Genomic DNA, 17,417 nt, shown 5'->3' on the forward strand with positions numbered 1-17,417 from the left:
GTGACCAGCGTCGAACTCGATGCCATCGATCTGAAAATCCTGCGCGAATTGCAGCGCGACGGGCGCATGACCAATGTGGAACTGGCCGAAAGGGTCGGTATCTCGGCTCCTCCGTGCCTGAGGCGTGTCCGCAAGCTCGAGGAGGCGGGGGTAATCGAGGGTTATCACGCCATGTTGAACGCGCCGAAGCTCGGTTTTGATCTCGTCGCCTTCTGCATGATCGGTCTCAAGCGCCAGTCGGACAGCAATCTGAAGGCCTTTGCCGCGGCGACGGCCGGGTGGCCTCTCGTGCGCCAGGCCTGGATGGTATCCGGCGAAAGCGACTTCCTGTTACATTGCGTCGCAAGAAACCTGACGGAATTTCAGGACTTCGTCATCGAGGTTCTGACTGCGGATGAGAATGTCGATACGGTGCGCACCATGCTGACCATCCGTCAGGTCAAGCGCGTCGGTCTCGTGGAAATCTGATTTTCCGGCTTGCGACGCATTACCCCCGCCGCAACGCCTCATAGACTTCGCCAAGACTGGCCGCTTCTTTTTCCAGCGGAAAAGTGCTGCGCACATGCGCAAGTCCGGTACTCGCGTGGACTTTGGCCATGGCGGGATCGGCGAGATAGGTCTTTATTGCATCCCTCAGTGATGCATAGTCGCCCGCTTCAACAACCGCCCCGGTCTCGCCCGTGACGATCATTTCCTCGTAGGCACCGGCATTGCTGGCGACGACGGCCGTTTCCGAGGCCATTGCTTCAAGCGGAGTCAGCCCGAAACCCTCGTTGCGCGAAGGCGCGACATAGAGCGTCAGCCGCCTGTACCACGGCTTGATGTCATCAACTTCACCCTGAAACACGATACGATCTGCGAGGCCGGCGGCGTTGACATCTGCTTCAAGGGCTTCGGCAAAAGCCTTGTGTTCCGCCGTCACGCGGCCTGAAACCACAGCTGTCCATTGCGGATAGGCGGGCAGAAGTTCGATCATGGCACGCACGAAAAGATCGGTGCCCTTCTGGTGGCGGACCCGCCCGAAGCAGCCGATCAGATATTGTCCCGGCAGGCCGGTCGCGGCTATCGTGTCCTCAGGACCGGTTGCCGGATGGAAAAGTTCGGTATCCACGCCATGCATGACAACGCGATGGGGCACTTCAAGAAATGAGCCTGAGCGGATGTTGGTGGCCACCACGGCATCCATCCTGGAGATCAGGAAACGGGTATAGGCGGAATGCCGCCTCTGCGCGGCCGAGGTGAAGAGAAGCTTCACCTTCATGCGCAGCACATCACGCATGAAAATTCCCGGTAACATTTCGAGGTTGCGGCGGGCATGCCAGATGCGCGGGCCGCCAAACGGGCCGCCTTGCCAGAGCCGCCACAGGTCGCGGAAACGCACATGCGGCAGATGCGGCGGCAGGCCGGGGCCGATGGTGGCGACCTTCTGTCCCAGCCGGTTCTGCACCGGTATCAGCTGAACGATTGTAGAGGTGACGCCGGAGAGCCTGCGTTTGAAATTCGGCGCAAGCACCTGCACATCTTTCAGGCTGACGTGGGACAAGATGGGCTTCCGTCTTTGCGGCTGGTTCAGGGGAGCAACAGGTCAAAAGCAATGCGCCCGCTGGCGGGCGCATTGCATGGGGCAATCAGCCCCACTGAACCGCGAGGATCTCGTAACCCTTGGCGCCGCCAGGCGCGTTGACTTCGATGCTGTCGCCAACTTCCTTGCCGATCAGGGCGCGGGCAATCGGCGAAGAGATGGAAATACGGCCGGCCTTTACGTCGGCTTCCTGGTCGCCGACGATCTGATAGGTCTTTTCCTCGTCGCTGTCTTCGTCAACCAGCTTCACGGTGGCACCGAACTTGATCTTCGAACCCGACATCTTGGAAAGGTCGATGACTTCAGCGCGCGCCGTCAGATCTTCGAGTTCCGTGATGCGGCCCTCGTTATGGCTCTGCGCTTCCTTGGCAGCATGGTACTCGGCGTTTTCCGAAAGGTCGCCATGGGCGCGCGCTTCCGCAATCGCCTCGATGATGCGGGGGCGTTCCTCCTGCTGGCGCCAGCGAAGCTCCTCCTGAAGCTTGACGAATCCACCCTGGGTCATCGGTACTTTTTCTACCATTTTTTTATCCTTCGCATTCCGGTCGCTTTACCTGCAGACACAAAAAGAAACAGGTTCCGGAGGGGAACTCCGGAACCATGCCAAAATCATAACTGAGCGGACTATATCAGAAGACGACAGCGAAATGCCAGCAAATTTGAGGCATCAATATTTCTTTGTCTTTCCAATGACTTGAATATCCTGATTGACAATCTTCAAGAGAACATATAGTGAACATTATTATGAAGAAGTCAATCAGGCAACGGCTGGCCATTCTCTCTGACGCCGCGAAATACGACGCCTCCTGCGCATCGAGCGGGACGGCGAAACGGAACTCCGCAGCCTCTGGCGGATTGGGCTCGACAGAAGGGTCTGGCATCTGTCATGCCTATGCGCCGGATGGGCGCTGCATATCGCTCCTGAAAATCCTGCTCACCAATTTCTGCATCTATGATTGCGCCTATTGCATCAACCGTTCTTCCAGCAATGTGGAACGGGCGCGGTTTACCGCAGAAGAGGTGGTGTGGCTGACGCTCGAATTTTACCGGCGCAACTATATTGAAGGGTTGTTCTTATCCTCGGGTATCATCCGTTCCTCTGATCACACGATGGAGGAGATGGTGCGTGTGGCGCGTGAACTGCGCGTCACCCATGGCTTTCGTGGATACATCCACCTCAAATCCATCCCGGAAGCGTCTCCGAAATTGATCGAGGAGGCGGGGCTTTATGCGGACCGGTTGTCGATCAACATCGAGTTGCCCACCGATAGCGGCATCGGCCGTTTTGCGCCGGAAAAGCAGCCCGCCAATATTCGCCGCTCTATGGCCGATATTCGCCTGAAGATCGAGGAGGCGGGCGAGCCTACCGTCAAAACGCGAAAAACCAAGCGTTTTGCGCCCGCCGGACAGAGCACGCAGATGATCGTGGGCGCCGACGGTGCCGATGACAGCACCATTCTTTCCACCAGCGCGCGGCTCTATGGAAGCTATGGTCTGCGGCGCGTCTATTATTCGGCGTTCAGCCCAATTCCGGATTCGTCGAAGAACCTGCCACTCATCAAGCCGCCGCTGATGCGCGAACACCGCCTCTATCAGGCGGACTGGCTTTATCGTTTTTACGGTTTCGATATCGGCGAGATAACCGCTATCGGCGGAAACGGCATGCTGGATCTTGACATCGACCCGAAGCTTGCCTGGGCATTGAAGCATCGCGATCAGTTTCCGGTAAACGTCAATGCGGCGGATCGCGAAATGTTGCTGCGTGTACCCGGTTTCGGCACCAAGACGGTTGCCTCGATTCTCTCGTCGCGGAAGTTCCGCAGCCTGCGGCTGGAAGATATCGCCCGCTTCGGCGTATCTCTCAAAAAGGTGAAGGCCTTTATCGTCGCGGAGGGATGGACACCGGGCAAGCTGATCGAACGGCCGGATCTGCGCGCGATGTTTGCGCCGCAGCCTGAACAATTGTCGCTGTTGTGATGTATGGCCCGGTGCTGGAGGGGCGGGGGGATTTCACCGAGTGGCGCGATGCTGCGCGCGCGGCGCTTGCGGCCAATATACCGCCGGAGAAGATCGACTGGCGGCTGCAGGATGACGGGTTTGGGCTTCTCGACTTTTCCGGTGCGCCATTGCCAACGGAGGGCGGCGCCCCGGTTCCCGTACCTGCCGCATTTGTCGCACTGGCGCAGGCCGTCATCTGCCACAGCGATCCCGGCCGTTTCGCGCTGCTCTACAGGCTATTGTGGCGGCTGAAACGGGATCGGGCCCTGCTGCAGTTCAAGTCCGATCCGGATGTTTCCGATGTGCGGCTGCTCGAAAAGTCTGTCCGTCGCGATTATCACAAGATGACGGCCTTCGTGCGTTTCAAGGAGCTGTCATTGCCGCAAGGGCAGGGCGGGCGACGGCGGTTCGTGGCGTGGTTCGAACCGGACCATTTCATCATCGAACGTACGGCTCCGTTTTTTCAACGTCGCTTCACCGACATGGACTGGTTGATTGTCTCGCCGAAGGGCAGCGCCCGATGGGACGGAAACCTGCTGCAGACATCACGGGAGGCTGCCGCCAAGCCTGATCTCAAGGATGAAACGGACGATCTCTGGCGGACCTATTACGCCAATATTTTCAACCCGGCCCGCTTGAAGATCAAGGCCATGACAGCGGAGATGCCGAAGAAATACTGGAAGAATCTGCCGGAAGCCGAGCTCATCCCTGACCTGATTCTGGGCGCGGAGGCGCGGGTGCTGGAGATGGCGGCGAAGGAGGCGAGCCAACCGAAGCCGTTTCACCATCGCCTCCAGGCAGCGGCTTCCGCACGGGAAGAGCAGCCACCTTTGCCGGATGGCACGCTTGCTTCGCTGGCGCATGAAGCGCGCCACTGCACACGGTGTGCCCTGCATTGCAAGGCGACGCAGACCGTTTTTGGTGACGGGCCGGAAAACGCGAAGATCATGGTCGTCGGTGAGCAGCCGGGCGATCACGAGGATCTGGCCGGAAAACCTTTTGTCGGCCCCGCAGGCCAGCTGTTCGACAGGACGCTCAGAGAGATCGGTGTGGACCGCGGCGGGCTTTACGTTACCAATGCCGTGAAACACTTCAAATACGAAACGCGCGGCAAACGGCGCATCCACCAGCGGCCGAATGCGGGGGAAGTGGAGCAATGCCGCTGGTGGCTCAACCAGGAAATCGCGCTTGTTCAGCCGAAGCTGATCGTTGCGATGGGTGCAACGGCGCTATATGCGCTGACCGGCGGCAAAGAAAAGGTCTCGGAGATTCGCGGCCGGCCCTTGCCAATGCAAGAAGGGCGGACGCTTTTTGTCACCGTGCACCCATCCTACCTGCTTCGCCTCCCTGATGAGCAGGCTAAAGAGATGGAAATCAAGAAATTCAAACAGGACATGCTTTATGTAAGAAATTTTGAATAGTCTTTTCTATGTATATATTTTATCGAATATCAACTTGGCGTTGTTATGCTTTGCGCATCGTTAGTTTTTCGTTTTAATTGAAATTTATTCGAGTCATTTTATATGTCTCATCAAAATATTTATAAACGGGCGTATTATGCTTGGTGAACTTGACCTTGCAACAGTCATACTAATGCAAAAATGCTCCTACATCGTGGGGCTAATGAGTTTTATTTATTTGATGCTGACCAATCGCGGCCTGCGCGGTCCTGTCACTCTTGCCGCGGGCTTTGCGGCAATGGCCGTCGGCTCAACGCTTGCCGGATATGGCGAGTGGAAGATATTGTCGCCGGCCTTGTGGCGGTTGGGCAGTATCGTATTCGGTATTGCAGGTTATGCGCTTATCTGGCTTGGTCTGAAAGCGTTGAGCGACGGCCGTTTTGTATCGCCGAAAACTCTGCTTGGGACTTGTCTTGTCGTGGTTCTCGGGATTGTCCTCGCGTATGAGGTGGCGGAGAACAATGCGTTGCGCGCTGCGCTGTTCAATGGCTGTGCGGCGCTCGCCTATCTCGGCGCAGCCGTGGTGCTGTTTAGCGGCTGGCGCAAGGAGCCGCTTCTTTCCCGCATCGCGATGGGCGCGATCACCACCGTCTCGGGGCTGATTTCACTTCTGGTGGTAAAGGGGGTGCTTTCACCCTCTCTCGCCTCCATCGACATCGTCAATGCGTTCTTCCTCATCATTATGCTCAACTTTGCGATTGCCCTGTTCGTGATGGTGCTGGTGGCTGAACGCTCGGAGCGGAAACTGTTGATCCTTGCCAATACGGATCCGCTGACAGGCGTGAAGAACCGGCGCTTCTTCTTCCAGACGATGCCCACAAAGCCTGATCCCACCGATGCGACAATGCTACTCGATATCGATCACTTCAAATCGATCAACGACCGCTTCGGCCATTCCGTCGGTGACAGCGTCCTGCAGGAAGTGGCAAAGCGGATCGGCGGCAGTATTCGCAGTGGCGACGTGCTGGCCCGTTATGGCGGCGAGGAATTCATCATCTTCCTGCCCGGCGCAGGAAGCCAAAAGGCGTCAATGATAGGCGAGCGCATTCGCAACGCGGTTGCTTTGAAAGAGGTGGACTGCGGCGGGCTGCGTGTCGGTGTGACAATCAGCATCGGCATTGCGACAAGCGGCGAGATACACTGTGATCTCCAGACGCTGGCCGACATGGCCGACCGCGCGCTGTACCGCGCCAAGAGCGAAGGCCGCAACTGCGTACGGGAAGCACTGGCGGCTTAAAGCCTGCCGTTTCAGATGCTATTCGCTCTCGTTCGATTTGTGGCCCAGGTCATGGCCTACCTCTCGCTCACGCTGCCTAAGGGCTTCTTTCAGAAGAATTTCGATCTGCGCGTTAATGCTGCGCAGCTCGTCGCTCGCAGTCTGGCGGACAGCGTTCAAAATCACCGGTTCGATGCGCAGTGGGAAAGCTACACGCATCGGGCCGGGCGGTCGTCCAGTCATGCTTTTGCTCCAGATGCGGGTTCAGGAACTGGGTGATCGGCGATGGCGGAGAATTCTCGGGACAGGGAAAAATCGTCATCGGCCTGCGGGTGGAAATGATGTTTTTTTGATACCGGCGTTGGATTGCAGGTGTATTACGCAATGAGAAACGCCGCCAACCCGGTGGTTCGCGGCGTTCCGGCGTTCATTCAGTTCGTCAGGCTTTCTTGCTGATCTCTTAGTTGAAGTAGCTCTGCAGCGGCTTCACTTCCAGATTGCCGGCCTTCAGCGCCTTGATGGCGAGGGCGGCTGCTTCGGCACCTGCCATCGTTGTGTAATAGGGCACCTTCTGCATCAACGTTGCGCGGCGCAGAGACTTGCTGTCTGAAATCGCCTTGTTGCTGTCGGTGGTGTTGATGACGAGCTGGACCTGACGGTTGCGGATTGCGTCCTCGATATGCGGACGGCCTTCCTGCACCTTGTTGATCTTTTCGGCGTTGATGCCTTTTTCGGCAAGGAAACGCTGGGTGCCGCCGGTGGCCAGCACTCTGAAGCCGCTTTCCACGAGAATGCGGATGGCGGGCAGAACGCCTTCCTTGTCCTCATCACGGACCGAGACGAAGACCGCGCCGGAGCGCGGCAGGTCAACACCGGCGCCGAGCTGGCTCTTGGCGAAGGCGAGCGCGAAATCAGTGTCGAGGCCGATGACTTCACCGGTCGAGCGCATTTCCGGTCCGAGCAGAATGTCGACGCCGGGGAAGCGCGCGAAGGGGAAGACGGCTTCCTTGACGGCAATGTGCGTGAGGTTACGCGGATCAGGCTTCTCGCCGTAAGCGGCAATCGCCGGATCGAGCCTCTCGCCCGCCATGACGCGGGCGGCGATCTTGGCGATCGGCGCGCCGATGGTCTTGGCGACGAAAGGCACGGTACGCGAGGCGCGCGGGTTGACTTCGAGAACGTAGATCGTGCCGTCCTTGATGGCGTATTGAACGTTCATCAGGCCGCCGACCTTGAGCGCCTTGGCAAGCGCCGTCGTCTGGCGCTCCAGTTCGTCGAGGGTTTCCTTGCTGAGCGAACGCGAAGGCAGCGAGCAGGCCGAGTCGCCCGAGTGGATGCCGGCCTCTTCGATGTGCTCCATGATACCGGATACGAAGACGTTTTCGCCATCGCACAGCGCGTCGACGTCCACTTCGACGGCGTTGGTCAGGTAGCTGTCGAACAGCAGCGGGTTCTTGCCGAGCAGGGTGTTGATCTGGCCGGTCTTGTCGTTCGGGTAACGCTGCTTGATGTCCTCGGGTACGAGACCCGGAACCGTGTCGAGCAGGTAGGTCTGGAGCTGGCCTTCCGAATGGATGATCTGCATGGCGCGGCCACCCAGAACGTAGGACGGGCGAACCACCAGCGGGAAGCCGATTTCAGAAGCGACAAGGCGGGCCTGCTCGACCGAATAGGCGATGCCATTGTTCGGCTGGGCGAGATCGAGCTTCATCAAGAGCTTCTGGAAGCGGTCGCGGTCTTCGGCAAGGTCGATCATGTCAGGCGCGGTGCCGAGGATCGGGATACCGTTCTTTTCCAGCGCTTCTGCAAGCTTCAGCGGTGTCTGGCCACCGAACTGCACGATGACGCCGACGAGTTCACCCTTTTCCTGTTCGGCGCGCATGATTTCGATCACGTCTTCGGCCGTCAGCGGCTCGAAATAGAGGCGGTCGGAAGTGTCGTAGTCGGTGGACACCGTTTCCGGATTGCAGTTGATCATGATCGCTTCAAAGCCGGCATCCTTCAGCGCGAAGGCGGCGTGGCAGCAGCAATAATCGAACTCGATGCCCTGGCCGATACGGTTCGGGCCGCCGCCGAGGATGACGACCTTCTTACGGTCGGAGACCTGCGCTTCAGAGCGGGCTGCGCCGACGAAGGGTATTTCATAGGTCGAATACATGTAGGCGGTCGGCGAGGCGAATTCGGCGGCGCAGGTGTCGATGCGCTTGAAGACCGGGCGGACGTTCAGGCTGTTGCGCAGCTCGGCCACTTCCTTCGGGCGCTTCGAGGTCAGGCTGGCGAGGCGGGCATCGGAGAAGCCCATGGCCTTCAGCATGCGCAGGTTCTCGGCATCCTGCGGCAACCCATGCTCGCGGATGCGGGCTTCCGTGTCGACGATGGCCTTGAACTGGGCGATGAACCAGGGGTCGATCTTCGAGTTCTCGTGGACTTCCTCTTCGCTCATGCCCATGCGAAGCGCCTGGGCGACCATGCGCAGGCGATCCGGCGTCGGCGTGCCGATGGCAGCACGGATCGCGTTCTTGGAGCCTTCGCCCTCTTCGTAACCGGGAATTTCGATTTCATCGAGACCGGTAAGGCCGGTTTCGAGACCGCGCAGCGCCTTCTGCAGGGATTCCGCAAAGGTGCGGCCGATGGCCATGACTTCACCGACCGACTTCATCGCGGTGGTGAGGATCGGCGACGCGCCCGGGAACTTCTCGAAGGCGAAACGCGGGATCTTGGTGACGACGTAGTCGATGGACGGTTCGAACGATGCCGGGGTGGCGCCGCCGGTGATGTCGTTTTCGAGTTCGTCCAGCGTGTAGCCGATGGCCAGTTTGGCGGCGATCTTGGCGATCGGGAAGCCGGTTGCCTTGGAAGCCAGCGCAGAGGAGCGCGATACGCGCGGGTTCATTTCGATGACGACAAGGCGGCCGTCCTTCGGGTTGACGGCGAACTGCACGTTGGAGCCGCCGGTCTCGACGCCGATCTCACGCAGCACCGCAATCGAGGCGTTGCGCATGATCTGGTATTCCTTGTCGGTCAGCGTCAACGCTGGCGCAACAGTGATGGAGTCACCGGTGTGGACGCCCATCGGATCGATGTTTTCGATGGAGCAGATGATGATGCAGTTGTCCGCGGTGTCGCGGACGACTTCCATCTCATACTCCTTCCAGCCCAGAACCGATTCTTCGACCAGAACTTCCGTCGTCGGCGAGGCGTCGAGGCCGCCGGAGACGATGTCGAAGAATTCCGAGCGGTTATAGGCAATGCCGCCGCCCGTGCCGCCCAGCGTAAACGACGGGCGGATGATGGCGGGCAGGCCGACATGATCGATGGCCTGGGCGGCAATGGCCATGGCGTGGGCCATGTAACGCTGCTTGCGGTCGGTTTCGCCGAGGTTCCACTGGTTTTCGAGGTCGTCCAGCGCCTTGTCGAGTTCGGGGCCGGAGAGCTTGCCCTTCAGTTCCGCCCGCGCAGCTTCATGCTTCTTGCGGTCTGCATCCTTGATTTCCGTGGCGTTGGCGAGCATCGAGCGCGGGGTTTCAAGGCCGATGCGGGCCATGGCTTCGCGGAAGAGGGCCCGGTCTTCAGCCATGTCGATGGCTTCGGGCTTCGCGCCGATCATTTCGACATTGTAGCGGTCGAGAACGCCCATGCGCTTGAGAGAAAGCGCGGTGTTGAGCGCGGTCTGGCCGCCCATGGTCGGCAGCAGCGCGTCGGGACGCTCCTTTGCAATGATCTTGGCCACGACTTCAGGGGTGATCGGCTCGACGTAGGTGGCGTCCGCGAGACCCGGATCGGTCATGATCGTCGCCGGGTTGGAGTTGACCAGAATGACCCGGTAACCTTCTTCCTTCAGCGCCTTACAGGCCTGCGTGCCGGAGTAATCGAATTCACATGCCTGACCGATAACGATCGGTCCCGCGCCGATGATGAGGATGGACTTGATATCTTGGCGCTTCGGCATGGGCTCTCTCGTTCCGCTTTTCGGTTGCGCAAAACACCGGCCAGGGTGGAAGATCACCGGCCGGGGAGCGCAATTCAAATGTTTTCAGGCTAGAAGCGGCTTATAGGCAAATGTTTTTGAGAACGGAACCCCATAAATTCCGGAATCGACAGAAACTCTTAACGGGCAGGGGCAAGCGCGGCAAAACGGGCCTGTACCGCCGCGGTATAGGAGCGGCTGACGGGAATTTCTGTGCCGTCCCTTGTCATGAGAAGCAGACGGCCTGTCTGTTTACGCAGCGCGACGACATTCGTATCGGCAATCCAGTGGGAGCGGTGCACCTGCAAGCCCCGCGTCTCGCCAATCTCCTTCAGCGCATCGGCAAAACGCAACAGGACGAGTTGACGCCCGCGCGTGGTGACGATTTCGGTATAATGGTCCTGTACTGAGAGCCGCAGCAGTTCGCCACGCTTTTGCGGTGGAAGCCGCTCCAGCAGCGGTGCGAGGCCCTTAGCGTGTTTGATGTCTTCGTCTCTGACCGTAGAGGCATTGGCCGTCGTCTCGAACGACTGGCAGGCGGTGAGATAACTCAGCAGGCAGAAGATGGCGCAGAGAGGCAGGGAGGACAGGCTGCTCTGCAAAAAGGGGCCGAAACCCATTTCCCTGCCTGAAAAGACCCCGTTTGTGATGGTAAGCAAGAGCCCGATCGGCAAGGCGGCCGTCAGCGAGCCGATCATCATGCGCGCCAGCATATTTTCGATGCGGCCGGCAAGGATGCTGTTGGCGATGATGGAAAAGGATATGGCAAATATCCAGGCGCCGGCCTGAATGATTGTCCAGTAAAGCAACCGGTCGGCGAAGCTCATGGTTTCGCTCGTTCCGAAAGGCCCGGTCACGATGAAGATCGCCAGCACCGCAAGGAATGTCAGCCACAGCCTGCGCGATTGCAGAACGGCGTGCATTTCACGAAGCGTGGATTGCAGATACGGGTGATCCACGAAGTTTTCCTGCTGATGGCGCCAATCCGTTTTTCCTGTCCGCATGTTTCGCCGAAATTGCCGGTGATTTCAACCGAGCCGAAACAGCAACCATGTCATTCCAGCCTCTGTTAGACGCACCGCTTGCCGTGCAATTCCATGTCGCCACCGTCATGCCCGCAGCCATTCTCGGGGCCTTCATCTTCCTGCGTCCCAAGGGAACCGCCATCCACCGGCTGCTCGGCAAGATCTGGGTGATGCTGATGGTTTCGACTTCCATTTCAACCTTCTTCATCCATGAATTGAGGATGTTTTGCGGTTTCAGCCCGATCCATCTCCTCTCCGCTTTCACGATATATGGCTGTCTGCAATCGATCTACTTCGCCCGGCGTGGCGATATCAGACGCCATATGCGGATTATGCAGAGCGTTTATCTGGGCGGCATCGTTATTGCGGGAGGATTCACCTTCGTTCCCGGACGCCTTATGAATAAGGTTGCTTTCGGTGGCGGCGGAGCGGGATTTGTGGCCGTTTCCGCCGGCGCTCTGGTCTTTGCCTTCCTGTTTCTGACCGTGTTGAAACAAAGACGCAGAGCCGCATGAAAGACTCCGCTGACCGCCTCTGCTTTCTTCCGGAACAAGATGTATTATAGTGCCGTTATAAGGCAGCTTGTTGAGGCGATAGTCGCCGGGAGAATAGCATGGAATGGAGAGGGCGCCGCCAGTCGGACAATATTGAGGATCGGCGCGGCATGTCGGCGGGGCCGAGTGATCCTTTTTCCCGAGGCGGGATGCGCGTGCCAATCGGGCGTCGCGGCGGCGGTATCGGGATTGGCGGTCTTCTGGTCATTCTGTTGATCAGCTGGGTGCTCGGCATCAACCCGCTGACGCTGCTGACCGGCGGCGATCTGTCGATGGATGGCGGCGGTACGACGCAGTCGGGGACCCAGCAGTCCGGCACACGACCACAGGGGCAATCGTCCGACGAGACGACCGCCTTCGTCCGCACCGTTCTTGCCGAGACCGAGGATACGTGGAGCGGCATTTTCCAGTCGGCAGGCGAAACCTATCAGAAGCCGACGCTGGTTCTGTTCTCCGGGCAGGTGTCTTCCGCCTGTGGTTATGCTTCCGCTGCCAGCGGTCCGTTCTATTGCCCGGGCGACCGTAAGGTCTATCTCGATACCAGCTTCTTCAAGGAACTGGACCAGCGTTTCGGCGCGGCTGGCGATTTCGCGCAGGCTTACGTGATTGCTCATGAGGTCGGCCACCACATCCAGAACCTGACCGGCGTTCTGCCTGAGTTCAACCGCCGCCGTCAGTCGATGAGCCAGACGGACGCCAACAAGATGTCGGTGCGTGTGGAGCTTCAGGCGGATTGTTATGCGGGCATCTGGGGCAAGTTTACCGAACAGAAGGGCATTCTTGAGACCGGCGACCTTGAGGAAGCCCTGAACGCCGCCCACCAGATCGGCGACGATACGCTGCAGAAGCAGACTCAAGGCTATGTGGTGCCCGATAGCTTCAACCACGGCACCTCGGCGCAGCGCATGGAATGGTTTAAGCGCGGCTTCCAGAGCGGCCGGGTCGAGGACTGCGATACTTTCTCGGCTAATATCTGAGGAGAGGGGGCTTTTCAGCCCCCTTTTCGTTTAGCTCATCAAGAGCGCCACGACATACATGCCGAGGGCGAAGATGGTATGGGCCACGAGGTTGAGGACGCGAACCTTCGTTGGGTTCGGTGTCTTCGATGCGGCCCAGCCAATGCCGAGACCCGGCTGCAGCAGGAACCAGCCTGCGCCCACCGTTATGATGCCGACGACCCACGGCGCTATAAAGGACGGGTTTGCAAACCAGGCGGGCGGGACCACCAGGGCAAGAATGACACCATAGAGAATCCCGACGGCGTAATGCGAAATCCAGCCGAGCGCCAGTTCATGCTCGTAGGGTTCAGCTGTGGCGATGCTGTCGTGAAATATCCTGCCTTTCGGCACATGCCAGAACCAGCGGCCGACCGGCGCCCAGTTCGGGGCGGACTGGCCGAAGAACCGGTGCAGTATGATTGCCCATATATCCATAAACACGGTGCCGCCAATGCCCATGGCAATGCCGCGCCAAATCAGTTCCAGCATGAATCCCTCCGCATGATCATGATCGATCAAGCTCTAGCGGATCGTGTGAATGGCGGGAACCGACTATTAGGAGGGTGGACAAAAAAATGGCCGGATCGCTCCGGCCATGAGGTGAGAAAGGCGTAAGATTTCACCTCCGTCATGCTCGGGCGTGTCCCGAGCATCTGCGACGTATGTTTTACACGAGACGTGGTTGGATCCTCGGGACAAGCCCGAGGATGACGTCGAGCGTGGTGATGGTTGGCCATGATCCGGTGCTATAATGATCGGCCAATATCCATTCTCCCTTAAGCAGCCCGCCCATATTCCGCCTGCCGCCGCGTAGCCGTGGCGAGCTGGAACTGCGCTAGCAACTCATTCAGCGCCGCCGCTTCCGAGGCGAGGCCATGACTTGCTGCCGTCTGCTCCTCGACCATGGCGGCATTCTGCTGCGTGCCCTGATCGATGGTGTTGATGGCGGTGTTGATTTCCTGGAGGCCGGTCGACTGTTCGCGCGATGCGGTGACGATCGCGTCGATGTGGCGGTTGATCTCCTGCACTTCGCGGACGATGGTTTCCAGCGCCTTGCCGGCATTGCCGACGAGTTCGACGCCGGACTGCACCTGCGAGGTGGAGGCGTTGATCAGCGTCTTGATCTCCTTTGCCGCATTGGCGGAACGCTGGGCAAGTTCGCGCACTTCCTGGGCGACGACAGCAAAACCCTTGCCGGCCTCGCCGGCGCGGGCGGCTTCAACACCGGCGTTGAGCGCGAGCAGGTTGGTCTGGAAGGCGATCTCGTCGATCACGCCGATGATGTTGCTGATCTCGGAAGATGATTTTTCGATGCCTTCCATGGCGCGCACGGCATCTTCGACGATGACGCCGGACTGTTCGGCATTGCCGCGGGCGCGGTCGACCAGACGGCCGACTTCTTCCGCACGGCGGGCGGAATCCTTGACAGTCGTGGTGATTTCCTCAAGCGCCGCCGCCGTTTCTTCCACGGAGGCTGCCTGCTGTTCGGTGCGTCGCGCCAGATCGTCGGCTGACTGGCGAATTTCGCCGGCACCGGCATCGATCGCAAGCGCGTTCTGTCCGACGGTGCTGAGCGCAGCATTCAACTTCGCAACTGAATTGTTGAAGTCGTCGCGCAGGCGATCGATGCGGGACACAAACGGCGTATCGATACGATAATTGAGATCGCCGTTGGAGAGATGAGCAAGACCCTTTGCCAGTGAATCGACTGCAAACTGGATATCGGCCGCGTCTTTTGCTGCCAGTCGTTCCCGCTCGTTACGCTCCTGTTCGGAAAGTGTGCGGTTCTGTTCGGCGTCCCCTTCGAGCCGCAGGCGTTCCATGGCGTTCGAGCGGAACACGGCAACGGCCGCAGCCATGGAGCCGATCTGATCGGTGCGTTCCTGGCCAGGAATGGCGACCTCGAGATTGCCGGCAGCCAGGCCTTCCATGGCGGAGGTCATCTGCGTTACCGGGCGAACGATGAAGCGGGAGAGCACGGTCGCCAGCAGGCCGATCATGATCGTGGCGGCGAGAATGGTGGCGATGGTCGCGGCCATGCGGAACTGCCCGATGGCGCCATAGGCAACATCGGAATCAACAACAAAGCCAAGATACCAGTCGACCGAAGGCAGGCCGGCAACGGGAATGAAACTGGTGATTTTGCCCTTGCCGTTGATTTCCGTCTGGGAAATTGCAGAAGAAATCACCGGCGTATCGACTTTGAAGAGATCGGTCAGCGGCTTGTCGACGAATTTTGCATCGGGATGGATGAGAATCTTGCCATCCTTGCTGACGAGGAAGGCGTAACCGTCCTTGCCGGCATCCACTGACGTGATCATCTTGACCAGGGAGTCGAGCGAGAAGTCGCTGCCGGTCACACCGGTAAGCTTGCCGTCGACGGAGACCGGAATGGCAGCCGTGATGATGAGGCCGCCGGTGGAGGCGTCGTTATAAGGCTCGGTCAGCACCGTCTTGCCGGCTTTCACCGCATCCAGGTACCACGGGCGCTTGCGCGGGTCGTAGCCTTCCGGCAGCGGTGTCTTCGGGAAGGTGGTGAAGGTGCCGGTTTCCGCATTGCCAAAATATGTGGACATGAATTGCGCGGTCAGCACCTCATTCTCCAGGAACTGCAGCTTCGCACCGTCCTCGGGAAGCTTGGCAAGCGTCTTTGCCACGGTTTCCGTCAGCATGATGCGGCCATTCAGCCAATTCGCGATGCTCTGGGCGGCCTGCTTGCCGGAAGAATCGATATTTTCCGCCACCGCTTCGGTGGTGACCCGATGCTGAAGGCTGTCGATATAATACGAGAAGCCCGCGAAGGCGGCGACGACAAGAGATGACGCGGCAACCAGAATGCGCGTCATAAGATTGGTTTTCTTTGGCAAGCTACAGATCCTTGAAGCCCGATGCACCGATAAGGTCATCTTGAACAATGGTTGGGGAAACATGCCTCGAAGGCGGGAATATTCTGCGTCATGCAGCTTATGATTTTAGAAGAACTATTCGATGTTCTAATGGATAAAGGCGAATGGTAAAATTCGACTAAACTTGTGTTTGGTGAGGGCTCGTATTGCGAATTTGTCGAGCCTTTTCAGAACTGCGTAATTTTTAACCATGCACTGCTGCCGGTTGCATGCAGACAGCGATTATTTTATTCATCCTCGTGCTGCCGTTGCGCAAATCGCGGGCAACGGCCAATGTTCGGGTGAATTACAATGTCTTCGTCGGTTGTTGCAGGAACCGTTCCGTCCGGATCGGGGTCGTGGTTTTCGCATTTCAAGGCTACGCTTGTTCTCGGGATTCCGCTTATCGGCGCGCAGCTCGCGCAGCTTGGCATCCATACCACCGATATGGTGATCGTCGGTCAGCTGGGTGCAGAGAAGCTGGCGGCCATGGTGCTGGCCGGGCAGTTTTTCTTTGTCGTCTTCATTTTCGGCTCGGGCTTCTCCGTTGCCGTCGTACCCATGGTGGCCCAGGCTTACGGGCAGGGCGATGCGACATCTGCGCGCCGCTCTTTGCGCATGGGCATGTGGGTGGCCATTGCCTATTGGCTGCTGGCGCTGCCGATCTTCATGAATGCAGAGCGCATTCTGGTTGCGCTTGGGCAGAACGCCAACGTAGCGGCACTGACCGGCCATTATCTCGCCATCGCCAAATTCGGCCTTCTGCCGGCGCTGCTGTTTTATGTGCTGCGTGGCCTTGTCAGCGCCATCGGCCGCGCAGGCATCATTCTTTATGCCACCATCATCATGCTGGTGATGAATGGTATACTCGCCTATGCTCTTGTCTTCGGACATTTCGGGCTGCCGGCCATGGGCATGAATGGCGCGGCCGTGGTTGCGGTCATCGTCAACGCCTTCAGCTTCATCTTCATCGTGGCTTATGTGCAGACGCGCGAGGAAACGAAGAAATACGAGCTGTTCGTGCGCTTCTGGCGGCCGGACTGGCATGCGCTTTTTGAAGTGCTGCGTCTTGGCCTGCCGATCAGCATCACCATTCTTGCCGAGGTGACCCTGTTTGCCGCCGCCTCGATCCTGATGGGGCAGATCGGCACGGTACAGCTCGCGGCGCACGGCATTGCCCTGCAGCTCGCTTCCATCGCCTTCATGATCCCGCTCGGCCTTTCGCAGGCAGCGACCGTTCGCGTCGGCGTGGCGCGGGGCCAGGGGGACTTCAAGAACCTCATCCGCGCTTCGATCATGATTTACGCCATCGCCTGTGGCATCGCCCTGTGCGGTGGCATCCTGTTTGCGGCGGTGCCGGAATTTCTGGCGAAGTGGTTCCTTGATCCCAAACTTCCGGAAGCTGCGGAAGTGCTCGCTTATGCGAGCAGCCTGGTGGTGATTGCCGGCATCTTCCAGCTTGTCGATGGCATTCAGGCCGTGACGGCAGGCCTGCTGCGCGGGTTGAAGGATGCGCGCATACCGGCGATGCTGGCGCTGATCTCCTATTGGCCGATTGGGCTGGCGCTTGCCTGGACCATGGCTTTTCCGCTCGGTTTCGGCGGGCGCGGTGTCTGGTTCGGCTTTGTGATCGGTCTTTCGACAGCCGCCGTTCTTCTCACCATCCGCTTCGTGCTGCTTGTGAAGCGTGAAATGAAAACGGCCCGCTGAGAAGCGGGCCGCATGTAACGTC

The 17,417-nt window shown here is 58.9% G+C and carries 14 protein-coding genes; 7 read left to right on the top strand and 7 right to left on the bottom strand.

Annotated elements, in window-relative coordinates; all coding sequences use genetic code 11:
* Complete coding sequence (locus tag FHW77_RS06095; protein ID WP_004442906.1) at positions 1-468, top strand: Lrp/AsnC family transcriptional regulator; 468 nt, start codon at positions 1-3, stop codon at positions 466-468.
* A 19-nt stretch (positions 469-487) separates the two neighbouring features.
* On the opposite strand, the gene FHW77_RS06100 is transcribed toward FHW77_RS06095, so the two are convergent.
* Both FHW77_RS06100 and greA read right to left on the bottom strand, forming a co-directional pair.
* Entirely contained in the window at positions 488-1,543 is a 1,056-nt protein-coding gene (locus FHW77_RS06100; RefSeq protein ID WP_004442903.1) for a glycosyltransferase family 4 protein, read from the bottom strand.
* 85 nt (positions 1,544-1,628) lie between these two features.
* Positions 1,629-2,105 carry a transcription elongation factor GreA gene (gene greA / locus FHW77_RS06105; RefSeq protein ID WP_003522847.1) on the bottom strand — a complete coding sequence of 159 codons (477 nt, stop codon included), beginning with the start codon at positions 2,103-2,105 and terminating at the stop codon, positions 1,629-1,631.
* 221 nt (positions 2,106-2,326) lie between these two features.
* Between greA and FHW77_RS06110 the strand changes: the two genes are divergently transcribed.
* The 3 genes from FHW77_RS06110 to FHW77_RS06120 all read left to right on the top strand — a co-directional run bounded on the left by FHW77_RS06110 (position 2,327) and on the right by FHW77_RS06120 (position 6,277).
* Positions 2,327-3,559 carry a putative DNA modification/repair radical SAM protein gene (locus FHW77_RS06110; RefSeq protein WP_006699637.1) on the top strand — a complete coding sequence of 411 codons (1,233 nt, stop codon included), beginning with the start codon at positions 2,327-2,329 and terminating at the stop codon, positions 3,557-3,559.
* Complete coding sequence (locus tag FHW77_RS06115; protein WP_004442900.1) at positions 3,559-5,001, top strand: UdgX family uracil-DNA binding protein; 1,443 nt, start codon at positions 3,559-3,561, stop codon at positions 4,999-5,001. Before FHW77_RS06110 ends, FHW77_RS06115 begins: the two co-directional genes overlap by 1 nt.
* Before the next feature lie 136 nt (positions 5,002-5,137).
* Positions 5,138-6,277, top strand: coding sequence for a GGDEF domain-containing protein (locus FHW77_RS06120; protein ID WP_004442899.1), 1,140 nt, complete (start codon positions 5,138-5,140; stop codon positions 6,275-6,277).
* Between the two features lie 18 nt (positions 6,278-6,295).
* Here the strand turns inward: FHW77_RS06120 and FHW77_RS06125 are convergent, their stop codons facing one another.
* The 3 genes from FHW77_RS06125 to FHW77_RS06135 form a co-directional block, all read right to left on the bottom strand.
* Positions 6,296-6,499: a type II toxin-antitoxin system antitoxin gene (locus FHW77_RS06125; protein WP_004442898.1), complete on the bottom strand. Its 204-nt coding sequence runs from the start codon at positions 6,497-6,499 to the stop codon at positions 6,296-6,298.
* 217 nt (positions 6,500-6,716) lie between these two features.
* Positions 6,717-10,205, bottom strand: coding sequence for a carbamoyl-phosphate synthase large subunit (carB, locus tag FHW77_RS06130; RefSeq protein ID WP_044459628.1), 3,489 nt, complete (start codon positions 10,203-10,205; stop codon positions 6,717-6,719).
* Between the two features lie 158 nt (positions 10,206-10,363).
* Positions 10,364-11,227 (bottom strand): LytTR family DNA-binding domain-containing protein, encoded by an 864-nt coding sequence (locus tag FHW77_RS06135; protein ID WP_034498781.1) that lies wholly within the window; start codon positions 11,225-11,227, stop codon positions 10,364-10,366.
* A 47-nt stretch (positions 11,228-11,274) separates the two neighbouring features.
* Here FHW77_RS06135 and FHW77_RS06140 point away from each other — a divergent pair, with 47 nt between their 5' ends.
* Entirely contained in the window at positions 11,275-11,763 is a 489-nt protein-coding gene (locus FHW77_RS06140; protein WP_004442895.1) for a DUF2306 domain-containing protein, read from the top strand.
* Between the two features lie 98 nt (positions 11,764-11,861).
* The gene (ypfJ, locus tag FHW77_RS06145) at positions 11,862-12,779 is read left to right on the top strand and encodes a KPN_02809 family neutral zinc metallopeptidase (RefSeq protein WP_004442894.1); all 918 of its coding nucleotides are present in this window, start codon (positions 11,862-11,864) and stop codon (positions 12,777-12,779) included.
* Positions 12,780-12,809: 30 nt separating this feature from the next.
* On the opposite strand, the gene FHW77_RS06150 is transcribed toward ypfJ, so the two are convergent.
* Together FHW77_RS06150 and mcpU are read right to left on the bottom strand one after the other, a co-directional pair.
* Positions 12,810-13,289: a DUF2938 domain-containing protein gene (locus FHW77_RS06150; RefSeq protein ID WP_004442892.1), complete on the bottom strand. Its 480-nt coding sequence runs from the start codon at positions 13,287-13,289 to the stop codon at positions 12,810-12,812.
* Positions 13,290-13,576: 287 nt separating this feature from the next.
* Positions 13,577-15,667: a methyl-accepting chemotaxis protein McpU gene (gene mcpU, locus FHW77_RS06155; RefSeq protein ID WP_004442890.1), complete on the bottom strand. Its 2,091-nt coding sequence runs from the start codon at positions 15,665-15,667 to the stop codon at positions 13,577-13,579.
* A gap of 330 nt (positions 15,668-15,997) precedes the next feature.
* Between mcpU and FHW77_RS06160 the strand changes: the two genes are divergently transcribed.
* Positions 15,998-17,395, top strand: coding sequence for an MATE family efflux transporter (locus FHW77_RS06160; RefSeq protein ID WP_004442888.1), 1,398 nt, complete (start codon positions 15,998-16,000; stop codon positions 17,393-17,395).
* Positions 17,396-17,417 lie beyond the last annotated feature (22 nt).

This window comes from Agrobacterium sp. RC10-4-1, assembly GCF_014138475.1.
In the GTDB taxonomy this organism is placed as follows: domain Bacteria; phylum Pseudomonadota; class Alphaproteobacteria; order Rhizobiales; family Rhizobiaceae; genus Agrobacterium; species Agrobacterium pusense.

Bases quoted from the DNA above. Each gene is read 5' to 3' on its own strand.
- greA (WP_003522847.1), bottom strand. From the start codon at position 2,105: ATGGTAGAAAAAGTACCGATGACCCAGGGTGGATTCGTCAAGCTTCAG.
- FHW77_RS06110 (WP_006699637.1), top strand. From the start codon at position 2,327: ATGAAGAAGTCAATCAGGCAACGGCTGGCCATTCTCTCTGACGCCGCG.
- FHW77_RS06115 (WP_004442900.1), top strand. From the start codon at position 3,559: ATGTATGGCCCGGTGCTGGAGGGGCGGGGGGATTTCACCGAGTGGCGC.
- FHW77_RS06120 (WP_004442899.1), top strand. From the start codon at position 5,138: ATGCTTGGTGAACTTGACCTTGCAACAGTCATACTAATGCAAAAATGC.
- FHW77_RS06125 (WP_004442898.1), bottom strand. From the start codon at position 6,499: ATGACTGGACGACCGCCCGGCCCGATGCGTGTAGCTTTCCCACTGCGC.
- carB (WP_044459628.1), bottom strand. From the start codon at position 10,205: ATGCCGAAGCGCCAAGATATCAAGTCCATCCTCATCATCGGCGCGGGA.
- FHW77_RS06135 (WP_034498781.1), bottom strand. From the start codon at position 11,227: ATGCGGACAGGAAAAACGGATTGGCGCCATCAGCAGGAAAACTTCGTG.
- FHW77_RS06140 (WP_004442895.1), top strand. From the start codon at position 11,275: ATGTCATTCCAGCCTCTGTTAGACGCACCGCTTGCCGTGCAATTCCAT.
- ypfJ (WP_004442894.1), top strand. From the start codon at position 11,862: ATGGAATGGAGAGGGCGCCGCCAGTCGGACAATATTGAGGATCGGCGC.
- FHW77_RS06150 (WP_004442892.1), bottom strand. From the start codon at position 13,289: ATGCTGGAACTGATTTGGCGCGGCATTGCCATGGGCATTGGCGGCACC.
- FHW77_RS06160 (WP_004442888.1), top strand. From the start codon at position 15,998: ATGTCTTCGTCGGTTGTTGCAGGAACCGTTCCGTCCGGATCGGGGTCG.